Annotated in this window: 2 protein-coding genes; one reads left to right on the top strand and one right to left on the bottom strand. The window is 50.0% G+C overall.

Going from position 1 to position 1,530, the window contains the following annotated elements; translation table 11 throughout:
- Window positions 1-156: 156 nt before the first annotated feature.
- Window positions 157-606 carry an SCP2 sterol-binding domain-containing protein gene (locus C448_RS09480; RefSeq protein WP_239640564.1) on the top strand — a complete coding sequence of 150 codons (450 nt, stop codon included), beginning with the start codon at window positions 157-159 and terminating at the stop codon, window positions 604-606.
- Between the two features lie 508 nt (window positions 607-1,114).
- On the opposite strand, the gene C448_RS09475 is transcribed toward C448_RS09480, so the two are convergent.
- Window positions 1,115-1,530, bottom strand: a 416-nt coding sequence (locus tag C448_RS09475) for a TrkA C-terminal domain-containing protein (RefSeq protein WP_004054146.1), incomplete at its 5' end; no start/stop codon positions are given.

Genomic DNA, 1,530 nt, shown 5'->3' with positions numbered 1-1,530 from the left:
ATCTGAAGGGTTGGAACGGCTGAAAGCCGAAGAAGTTGGAAAAGCCATGGTCAGAGGGTTGACCGACTGGTGATTAAACCGCAGAAGTACAGGCAAGAGCGTCGGATATTAAATGGCTGTGGATGAGCGGCAATATGTTTATTTGATATTCGACGTGTGTATTACATAGGATCAATGGCGATTAAACTACCAAGTGAGGCCGACGACTGGATTGGGACATGGCACGAGCAGTTGAACGACAACGAGGATTTCGAGCGGGCGGCGTCGGGGTGGGGTGTCGAGTTCAATGGTGCGTTCCTATTCGAAATCCAGCCCGACAACGCCTACGACGGCGAACCGCTGTACTTCTTTGTCGACCTCATCGACGGGAAGTGTACGCGGGCACGGCAGATCGATACGCCGACCTCGGAGAACTTCGGTTTCAGGTACTACGGTCCAGCAACCCACTGGAAGCACCTCATCCGAGGCGACGTCAACGCTGCCGAGGGGCGGCGCAAGGAGAAATTCGAACTCGACGGCGACATCCAGAAAGTCCTCCAGTACAGCGAAGCGATCCAGGTCATGACTGAAAACGCACGGTACATCGATACCAAGTTCGAGTACTGACCGAGGTCGACTAGATTGTTTTACTACCCGACCTATTTGTGAAATTTAGGGCATTGAATTGATTTCGCCATTTGTAGTACCTGAGAAATGCGCACTCCATACATTATGTCTGAACTCAGACAGGTAGATTGCTCATGCACGACTAGACTTGAAATCTATACTGATGGTCTAAATTTCGCAAACGCCTGTGCATGACGAATATAGCTAGCCGACCTCTGATTGGTGAGGATTGATCATCCGGATACAGAACCGACAGTCGAAACGCGGACGTAGGCGACTATTTGCATGGGTGCTCGGACGTCCTAATCGTACCGCGATTCAGCATATCAAGAACGGTGGTTTTCGCATCGCTATGGAAAACTGGTGTTTTTGAACCCGAAATTGAGTATCAACCGGGATCAATCTACGATAGAGGATGATGACTCGACTAACACTCTCGCCCCCGTCTCATCGTAGGAGTGATTCCCTGTAAGTGGGAAAGTATTAGTTACAGAAAAAGTTACTACTACTATCCTGTAGACTCCTCCTGTTCTTTGACATATTCATTGTGCTCTTCAACGGCGTCCTCATGTGCTTGCGTATCGCTTTGGTCACGGTCTGCGAGTTCTTGTAGTCTATTTTCCTGTCCGTAGAACACAGCCGTATCACCCGATTGTATCTCGCTATCAGACCCCGGAGCACCGATATATGACCCATCTTGCCTCTCGATAGCTAATACGCGAACTCCCTCGTCAGGGAGATCCAATTCAGCCAGTGGGCTTCCAGTGATCCAATCCCCTTCATCAGCATCGATTTCTGCAATGCGATACTCGTCACGAAGCCCGAGGACCTTTGCATAATCACGGATTTCGAGGTCAGTCCTCCGGTTGAGTATCCGCTTGATGATTGGCGTGACGACACTATTGAGCCACGAACTCCTCGCAA

This window comes from Halococcus morrhuae DSM 1307, from assembly GCF_000336695.1.
Taxonomy (GTDB): domain Archaea; phylum Halobacteriota; class Halobacteria; order Halobacteriales; family Halococcaceae; genus Halococcus; species Halococcus morrhuae.
Note: the sequence above shows the minus strand (reverse complement) of the source record. Positions and strands in the feature narration are given on the sequence as shown.